The 9,206-nt window shown below is 63.6% G+C and carries 6 protein-coding genes and 1 other RNA gene; 3 read left to right on the top strand and 4 right to left on the bottom strand.

What is annotated here, in order from left to right:
• Positions 1–634: 634 nt before the first annotated feature.
• The 4 genes from ssrA to GPA27_RS14840 form a co-directional block, all read right to left on the bottom strand.
• Positions 635–1,010, bottom strand: a transfer-messenger RNA (tmRNA) gene (ssrA, locus tag GPA27_RS14855).
• A 125-nt stretch (positions 1,011–1,135) separates the two neighbouring features.
• Positions 1,136–1,837 carry a bifunctional 2-polyprenyl-6-hydroxyphenol methylase/3-demethylubiquinol 3-O-methyltransferase UbiG gene (gene ubiG / locus GPA27_RS14850; protein WP_169141387.1) on the bottom strand — a complete coding sequence of 234 codons (702 nt, stop codon included), beginning with the start codon at positions 1,835–1,837 and terminating at the stop codon, positions 1,136–1,138.
• 105 nt (positions 1,838–1,942) lie between these two features.
• The gene (locus GPA27_RS14845; RefSeq protein WP_169141386.1) at positions 1,943–2,668 is read right to left on the bottom strand and encodes an OmpA family protein; all 726 of its coding nucleotides are present in this window, start codon (positions 2,666–2,668) and stop codon (positions 1,943–1,945) included.
• 102 nt (positions 2,669–2,770) lie between these two features.
• A complete protein-coding gene (locus GPA27_RS14840) occupies positions 2,771–4,090 on the bottom strand; it encodes a TRZ/ATZ family hydrolase (RefSeq protein ID WP_169141391.1) in 1,320 nt (439 codons plus the stop codon).
• Positions 4,091–4,349: 259 nt separating this feature from the next.
• Here GPA27_RS14840 and gyrA point away from each other — a divergent pair, with 259 nt between their 5' ends.
• The 3 genes from gyrA to pheA are packed head-to-tail and all read left to right on the top strand — an operon-like array spanning position 4,350 to position 9,181.
• Positions 4,350–6,953, top strand: coding sequence for a DNA gyrase subunit A (gene gyrA / locus GPA27_RS14835; RefSeq protein WP_169141385.1), 2,604 nt, complete (start codon positions 4,350–4,352; stop codon positions 6,951–6,953).
• 25 nt (positions 6,954–6,978) lie between these two features.
• Entirely contained in the window at positions 6,979–8,076 is a 1,098-nt protein-coding gene (gene serC, locus GPA27_RS14830) for a 3-phosphoserine/phosphohydroxythreonine transaminase (protein ID WP_169141384.1), read from the top strand.
• Between the two features lie 40 nt (positions 8,077–8,116).
• Positions 8,117–9,181 (top strand): prephenate dehydratase, encoded by a 1,065-nt coding sequence (pheA, locus tag GPA27_RS14825; protein WP_169141383.1) that lies wholly within the window; start codon positions 8,117–8,119, stop codon positions 9,179–9,181.
• The last annotated feature ends 25 nt before the right edge of the window (positions 9,182–9,206 follow it).

Here is a 9,206-nt window from a genome sequence, read left to right as displayed (position 1 = left end):
GGTCATGATTGCGGTGTTGGCGATCGTATTGGCGCCATCATTCGTTATATGGGAGCGCTGGCGCGCGACTGCCGGAGTAACCGAAGGTGGGGGTGAGGGCTTGGATGTGGTTGCCATGAGTGTCCCCATTGCGGCTGGAGTCCGTCAGGAGCCCGTGCCCGCGGCGCAGGAGCTTGTGCCTCCGCTACGAGAAGCGCGTGCGCCGGCAGCGACCATCGTCGAAATGCCGTCCTCGGAAGGGGAAAGGCCTGAGACGGCCATCAGGCGGCCGGGAGTGGCGAGCGCCCGCCCGGCAGGCGTCCGGTCGGCGAGGGACGTTGCGCGAGTCACGGACACGCGCGCGTCGCGCGGTGCGACGGTGCCGCATGCCGCTGCAAGGTCTCAGGGGATGCGTGGCGGGGACTCCGCTGCGAACGCGAGACATCCTCTTCCGCAGGTCCGCAGGCCATCGGCAGTGCCGAAGGATGTCGACGAGCGGATCGATTCCGACGTTCAGGTGATCGAAGCGATCGTGACCCGTTCGCGCTGACGTACCTCGCCTCGTCGGCATCGCTTGTGGTGCGAGGGAGACTGAATTTCGACTGCGGTGGCGAAATGAAAAACGCCAAGACATTCGATGTCTTGGCGTTTGAATTGGTGGAGCCGGGGGGAATTGAACCCCCGTCCGCAAGCCCTCCACAGACAGCTCTACATACGTAGCCGACCTATTTGGTTTAACCCCTGCCTTAGCCGGTCGGCAGGCCGGACAGGAGCGAGTCACCTTGCCTTTAGCTGTTGCGCCAAGCGACCCGGCGCAACTCGCGAGTCTCTGTAAATGACACTGCAGCGGCTCAGCTGCGCTAAGACCACCCGGCCCAGAGACCTGCCGGTGCAGCGCTAGCCGGGATTAAGCGGCTAGAACGAAACGTTCGTCGTTGGCGTTTGTTGATTTCCAGATGGATTTACGAGGTGACTGGTCCTCGGTATGCACTGCACTGCTTTGCAACCCACGTCGAAGCCAAGTCGGCCCCTGTGTATTACAGTTCGAATCTGGTGACGAAGCGCCGGATTTCAAGTGCAAGTCTAGCACTTTTTGCGTCTCTCGCGAGCATCTTTCGAATTCCGCTCGCGCGAGTGCGTTGTTGTTGTTGCTGTGTCAGGCTTCGCGTCGCGTCTGAAGCATGTAATTCACGCTCGTATCCTGTCCCAGGGAATAGGTCTGGGTGAGGGGGTTGTAGCTCATTCCCAAGAGTTCTGCGCTCTCCAGTCCTGCATTTCTGCAAAAGCGCGCAAGTTCCGACGGCTTGATGAACTTTGCGTACTCGTGTGTCCCGCGGGGCAACAGGTTCAGGATGTATTCCGCGCCTACGACGGCAAACAGATAGGACTTGAAGTTACGGTTGAGGGTGGAGAAAAAGACTTGGCCGCCCGGTTTGACGAGTCCTGCGCAGGCGGCGACGGTGCTGGCAGGGTCTGGTACGTGCTCGAGCATTTCCATGCATGTCACGACGTCAAATTCTCCCGGATGTCGGGAGGCAAACTCCTCGGCGCTGCAGTGCTGGTAATCCACCTTGTTGCCCGATTCGAACAGGTGTAGGCGCGCTACGCCCAGGGCCTTTTCGGACAGGTCGATTCCCGTGACCTGTGCTCCGAGTGCCGCCATGCTTTCCGACAGGATGCCGCCTCCGCAGCCGACGTCGAGAACGCGCTTGCCGGCGAGGCCTGCGTGGCCGTCTATCCAGCGCAGTCGCAGGGGGTTGATCTCATGCAGGGGCTTGAACTCGGACGTGGGGTCCCACCAGCGGTGTGCGAGGTCGCTGAATTTTTGCAGTTCGGCCGGGTCGGCGTTGGTAGTCATGGCGCGGGTCTCGACTTTGATCGGGCGAAAACGCAATTGGAGCAGAGGTGGTGCGGAAATGAAAAGGCCCTGCCGAAGCAGGGCCTTTGACTGAATCCGGCAGGATTACTTCGTGCCGACCAGCTCGATTTCCACGCGACGATCGGGCTGCAGGCACTCGATCAGCTTCTTGCGGCCCAGCTTGTCCGAGCAGTTCTTGCCGGTCACCGGCTGACGCTCGCCCTTGCCTTCGGTGTAGACGCGGTTGGCTTCGATGCCCTTGCTGACGAGGTAGGTCTTCACGGCGTTGGCACGGCGCTCGGACAGCTTCTGGTTGTAGGAATCGGAGCCCAGGCGGTCCGTGTGGCCGACGGCGAGGATCACTTCGAGCTTGATGCCCTTGGCCTTGGCGGCGAGGTCGTCGAGCTTGGTCTTGCCTTCGGGCTTCAGCACGGCCTTGTCGAAGTCGAACAGGGCGTCGGCAGACAGCTTGATCTTGTCAGCCGTGGGCTTCGGCGTGGCAGCGGCGGGAGCCGGGGCTGCCGTCGGAACCGCGGCCGGAGCCGGTGCGCCGCACTTGTCCTTCGGAACGATGTCGCTGTCGCACTCGCAGCCGACCGGCAGTTGGCCGGCCATGGCGGTGCTGGCGGCTGCCGGGGTCCAGTAGCCAGTGCGCCAGCACAGGCCGGTGCCGCTGCGGGCGACGACATTGCGGCCGTCGATCAGGTAGGGGATTTCACCCTTGCCATCCACCACGACGTCTTTTACCTGGGCAAAGACAGTGGATGCGGAGAGGCCGATCGAGGCGATGGCGGCCAGTGCGAACATCTGCTTTTTGGTCTGTTTGGTCATAATTTCCTCGTCGATTGGCAAGAGGATGAATGGGGTAACGATTAAGCCTGCCAAGTGCGATGCGTGAATTTTCGCGACAGCAACTCGCAGCACATATCCAGTTCAGTTACTAAGCCTAGTTTGCCACAGCGCGGCAAAGCCAAGCAATTCCGTGTCGTTTAATTGCAACACTGTATTCCCTTTATCCACGCGGATCTCGCCTGCGACCCAAACATGAGAGACGTGTTCGCGGCCCGTCACGTGCACCAGGTGGGACGCCGGGTTGAAGCAGGGGCGGGTCGCGAATGTGTCGAGGGCGATCGCGCACAGGTCGGCGGCCTTTCCGGTCTCGATGGATCCGATACGGTCCCCCAGGCCAAGAGCCTGCGCACCGTTCAGGGTGGCCATGCGCAGTGCCGTATGTGCGGGTACGGCAGTGGCGTCGAAGGTCGATACCTTGGCCAGCAGGCTCGCATGGCGGATTTCCTGGAAGAGATCGAGGCGGTTGTTGCTTGCGGCGCCGTCGGTGCCGAGGCCGGTGCGGATTTCCGCGGCCAGCAGTCTTGCGACGGGTGCGATGCCGCTGGCAAGTTTCATGTTCGAGGTGGGGCAATGCGCGATGCTGCAGCGGTGACGCTGCAGCAATTCGATGTCGGAGTCATCCAGATGGACTGCGTGCACGCCGATGAAGTTGTCGCCGAGCAGATCGAGCCCGGCGAGTCGCGCCAGAGGACGCTTGCCGTATTGTGCGAGGGAGTCCGCGATTTCCTGCGCGGTCTCGTGAATGTGCATGTGAATCGGTATGTCGAGCTCCGCCGCGAGGGTTGCGATGCGCGCGAAGGTGATGTCGCCGACGGTGTAGGGCGCATGCGGCGCGAGCGCGAAATCGATCAGCGGATGGCCGTTCCACGCGTCTCTTGCAGCGAGACCCTTGCGCAGGTAGTCGTCGGCATCGCAGGCATAGGGGGTCGGGAATTCGAGCGTCGTCAGGCCGATAACGGCGCGCATGCCGAGCAGGTCGAAGGCTTCTGCGGCGGCATCGGGGTGGAAGTACATCTCATTGCACGTGGTGATGCCGCCACGCAGCATCTCGGCAATCGCCAGCAGGGTGCCTTCGCGGACGAAGGTGCTCGAGACGTATTTGCCCTCGGCGGGCCAGATGGCCTCCTGCAGCCAGCGCATCAGGGGAAGATCGTCGGCGATGCCGCGCATCAGGGCCATGGGGCTATGCCCGTGGAGGTTCACCAGGCCTGGAATGAGGACGTGGTCCGGCAGGCTGACGGTCCGGTTCGCCCGATAGTGCGTGCGTGCGAGATCCTGGGGGAGCAGGTCGATGATCGTTCCGCCCCGGATGGCCACTGCGTGGTGTTCCAGCGTCACGTTCGCCGGTTCGACGGGGATGATCCAGCGTGCGTTGATCACGAGATCGGCGGGTTGGCTCACCGTGCAGTCTCCAGGGTGGTGTGGTCGGAAAGGGGCGCTGCTCGTGTGCCGGTCGCGGCGGGGCGTGCGAACGCATCGCGGACGGCGTAGCCCCTGCGCTTGCGGGTCTTGTCTGACGGCTGTGCCCTTGTCGCGCTCCAAATTTAAGCACATGGGTCCGTAGAGCGACAATCGCGCTCCCTGACGCGGCGGGCGGCAAGGGCGGTCGGCGTGTTAAGATCTAACGTTTTTACCCCGCCGTTTTTGCCGTCGCCGCCAAATGACTTCGTTTGCCAAGGAAACTCTGCCGATCAGTCTTGAAGACGAGATGCGGCACTCCTATCTGGACTACGCGATGAGCGTGATCGTCGGGCGGGCGCTGCCCGACGCCCGCGACGGTCTGAAGCCGGTGCACCGACGCGTGTTGTATGCGATGCACGAGCTGTCGAACGACTGGAACAGGCCGTACAAGAAGTCGGCGCGTATCGTCGGCGACGTGATCGGCAAGTACCACCCGCACGGCGATTCGGCGGTCTATGACACGATCGTGCGCATGGCGCAGAATTTTTCGCTGCGCTACATGCTGGTCGACGGGCAGGGCAACTTCGGCTCCGTTGATGGCGACAATGCCGCGGCGATGCGTTACACGGAAATCCGGATGGCGCGTATCGGCCACGAGCTGCTCGCCGACATCGACAAGGAGACCGTCGACTTCGGGCCGAACTACGACGGCTCGGAGAAGGAGCCGCTGATCCTGCCGGCCAGGATCCCCAACCTGCTGATCAACGGCTCGTCGGGTATCGCCGTTGGCATGGCGACGAACATTCCGCCGCACAACCTCGGTGAAGTGATCGATGCCTGCCTGTTGCTGCTGAAGGAGCCGGGGACCGAAATCGAAGACCTGATCCGCATCGTGCAGGCGCCGGACTTCCCCACTGCGGCGCTGATCTACGGCCTGTCCGGCGTGCATGACGGGTACCGCACTGGGCGCGGGCGCGTGGTGATGCGCGCGCGCACGCACTTCGAGGACCTGGAGAAGGGTAACCGGCAGGCGATCATCGTCGATGAGCTGCCGTATCAGGTTAACAAGCGCACGCTGCTCGAACGGATCGCCGAGCTTGTCAACGAGAAGAAGATCGAGGGGATCAGCGAGATCCGCGACGAGTCGGACAAGTCCGGTATGCGCGTCGTGATCGAGCTCAAGCGCAACGAGGTGCCCGAGGTCGTGCTGAACAACCTGTTCAAGCAGACGCAGCTGCAGGACACCTTCGGCATGAACATGGTGGCGCTGGTCGACGGCAAGCCGCGCACACTGAACCTGAAGCAGATGCTGGACTGCTTCCTCGCACACCGGCGCGAGGTCATCACACGGCGCACGGTGTTCGAACTGCGCAAGGCGCGCGAGCGCGGACACATCCTTGAGGGCCTGGCGGTTGCGCTGTCGAACGTCGACGAGATCATCGCGCTGATCAAGGCAGCGCCGACGCCAGCGGATGCGAAGCGCGAGCTGATGGCGCGCCAGTGGCGCTCGGCGCTGGTCGAGGAGATGCTGGCGCGCGCGCTGGCCGACAGCTACCGGCCGGAAGGCCTTGCGGCCGAATTCGGGTTGTCGGCGCAGGGCTATCGCCTGTCCGAGGCGCAGGCGCAGGCGATTCTGGAGCTGCGACTGCAGCGCCTGACGGGCCTCGAGCAGGACAAGATCGTTGCCGAGTACCGCGAGGTCATGGATCTCATCACGGATCTGCTGGACATCCTTGCGAATCCTGCGCGCATCACTGCGATCATCGTCGAGGAATTGGGTGCGATCCGAAATCAGTTCGGCGATCCCCGCCGCTCGGAGATCGTGCTGAACACCGGCGAGATCAATATCGAAGACCTGATCGCGCCCGAGGACATGGTCGTGACGCTGTCGCATGGCGGCTACTTCAAGCGTCAGCCGCTTGCCGACTATCGCGCGCAGCGTCGCGGCGGGCGCGGCAAGCAGGCGACCGGGATGAAGGACGACGATTTCATCGACCATCTCTTCGTCGCCAACACGCACGACTACATCCTGTGCTTCTCCAGCCGTGGACGGGTGTATTGGCTGAAGGTGTACGAGGTGCCCGAAGGTACGCGCAATTCGCGCGGGCGCCCGATTGTCAATCTCTTTCCGCTGACGGAAGGGGAGAAGATCAACGCGGTCCTGCCGGTGCAGGCCTTCGATGACAACCACTTCGTGTTCATGGCGACTGCCGAAGGCACGGTAAAGAAGACGGCACTGACAGCCTTCGCCAATCCGCGCAAGGCCGGCATCATTGCCGCGAGCCTGGATGACGGCGATCGCCTGATCGGCGTTGCGATCACCGACGGCGAGAGCGACGTGATGCTGTTCTCCGATGCCGGCAAGGCGGTCCGTTTTCCCGAGTCCGACGTGCGGCCGATGGGTCGCGAGGCGCGTGGCGTGCGCGGCATGACGCTGGAGGAAGGGCAGCAGGTGATTGCGATGCTCGTCGCCAAGCGCGAGGATCTGTGCGTGCTGACGGCGACCGAGAACGGCTACGGCAAGCGCACGTCGGTCGCGGAGTACACGCGCCACGGTCGAGGTACGAAGGGCATGATCGCGATCCAGACGTCCGAGCGCAACGGTAGATTGGTCGGGGCCTGTCTGGTCGAGGAGACGGACGAGGTGATGCTGATCTCGACCGGCGGGGTGCTGATCCGCACGAAGGTGCAGGACATCCGCGAGTTGGGGCGGGCAACGCAGGGCGTCACGCTGATCAACCTCGACGCCAGCGATACGCTGGCGGGGATCGAGAAGGTGGCCGAGTCGGAAGCGGACGATACGACGGTCGGCGAGCAAACGGACGCTCCGGATGAGACGGGCGACGTCGCTCCGGCCGAATGAGACGTGCACAAGGAGTGACTGGATCATGACCCGGGTGTTCAATTTCAGTGCCGGACCGGCGGCCCTGCCAGAGCCGGTGTTGCGGCAGGCTGCCGAGGAGATGCTCGACTGGCACGGTGCCGGCTGCGGCGTCATGGAGATGAGCCATCGCGGCAAGGAGTTCATGTCGATCGTCGAGCAGGCCGAAGCGGACCTGCGCGAGCTGATGGCGATTCCGCAGAACTATCGCGTGCTGTTCCTGCAGGGCGGTGCAACGCAGCAATTCGCACAGATTCCGATGAATCTGCTGGCGTGCGGTTCGGCGGATTACCTCGTGACCGGCGCTTGGTCGAAGAAGGCGTTCAAGGAGGCGGAGCGCCTCGCCCGGCCGCTTGGCGGTGCGGTACGACTGGTTGGCAGCACTGAGTCGGAGGGGTTTGCGCGCGCATTGCGCGCGGACGAGCTGGCGCTGGATCCGCAGGCTTCCTACGTGCATCTGTGTACCAACGAGACGATCCATGGGGTCGAGGTCGGTGACGACGGTCTGCCGGGGTCCTTGGCGCCGCTCGTGGCTGACATGTCGTCGCATATCCTGTCGCGGCCGACCGACGTCAGTCGCTATGGCTTGATCTACGCCGGTGCGCAGAAGAACATCGGCCCCTCCGGCCTAGTCATCGTGATCGTGCGCGACGATCTGCTGGGGCGCGCGAGCGTGCTGACGCCGACCGTCATGGACTACAAGGTCATGGCGGACAACGGTTCGATGCTGAATACGCCGCCGACCTATGGCATTTACGTCGCCGGACTCGTGTTCCGGTGGCTGAAGGCCCAGGGTGGACTGGCTGCGATGGAGAAGCGCAACATCGAGAAGGCGACGCTACTGTACGATTTCATCGACGGCAGCGGTTTCTATCGCAATACCGTCGAGGTCGGGAGCCGTTCGCGCATGAACATTCCGTTCCTGCTGCGGGATGACGCGCTGAACGAAACCTTCCTTGCCGGCGCGAAGGCCGCGGGGCTCACGCAGCTGAAGGGGCACAAGTCGGTTGGCGGCATGCGTGCCTCGATCTACAACGCGATGCCGATCGAAGGTGTGCGGGCACTGGTGGACTACATGCGCGAATTTGCCGCGCAACACGGTTGAAACGGCTTGAGCTGCCCCGACGGGGAGTGAAGAGGCGAGCATGAGCGACGAACTGCAGAATCTCAGAAACAACATCGACCGGCTCGACGAGGAGATCCTTGCGCGTCTTGCAGAGCGTGCGCGCAGCGCGCAGCGCATCGGCGAGATCAAGCAGGGCAATCTGTATCGTCCCGAGCGCGAGGCGCAGGTGCTGCGGCGCCTCGCGGCCGTGAATCCGGGGCCCTTGCCGGACCAGGCGGTGCAGCGGATCTTCCGCGAGATCATGTCGGCTTGCCTGGCTCTGGAGCATCCGACCAAGGTGGCCTATCTCGGGCCTGCGGGCACTTTCTCCGAGAGCGCCGCGCGCAAGCATTTCGGCGGCGCTGCGGCACTGATGCCGACCGCAGCGATCGACGACGTATTCCGCGCGGTGGAGGCAGGGAATGCCGACTATGGCGTCGTGCCCGTCGAGAATTCGACCGAGGGTGCCGTCGGCGGCGCGCTCGACCTGCTGCTCGCGAACCCGTTGAAGATCTGCGGCGAGGTGAACCTGCGCATCCATCAACACCTCCTGTCGAGGGCTGAAGGGATCGGCGCGGCGAAGCGGCTGTATTCCCATGCGCAGTCGCTTGCGCAGTGCCACGAGTGGCTGAATCGCAATCTCGCGCACTTGTCGCGCGTTCCGGTGGCGAGCAACGCCGAGGCCGCTCGCATGGCCTCCGAGGATCCCGAGTCGTGCGCGATCGCCGGCGAGGCTGCGGCGGAGTTGTACGGGCTCAACGTGCTGGCGGCGAACATCGAGGACGATCCCAACAATACGACGCGGTTCGTCGTCATCGGCGATCATGACGCGGGGCCGTCCGGATGCGACAAGACCTCCCTCGTGTGCTCCGCGTCGAATCGTCCCGGGGCGATGCACGCGTTGCTCGAGCCGCTTGCCCGGCACGGCGTCGACATGACCAAGCTGCAGTCGCGCCCGGCACGTGGCGGGCTGTGGGAGTACGTGTTCTACGTCGATATCGACGGCCATCGCGAAGACGCGAGCGTCGCGGCGGCGCTGCAGGAACTCAATGAGCGGGCCGCATTCGTCAAGATACTGGGGTCCTATCCGGTGGCCGCGATCTGACGCGTCACCGCAGGCGCGAGGCGGG

The organism is Aromatoleum toluolicum (assembly GCF_012911005.2).
GTDB classification, from domain to species: Bacteria; Pseudomonadota; Gammaproteobacteria; order Burkholderiales; family Rhodocyclaceae; genus Aromatoleum; species Aromatoleum toluolicum.
The sequence above is the reverse complement of the archived record's forward strand: the minus strand, read 5'-3'. Positions and strand labels throughout refer to the sequence as shown.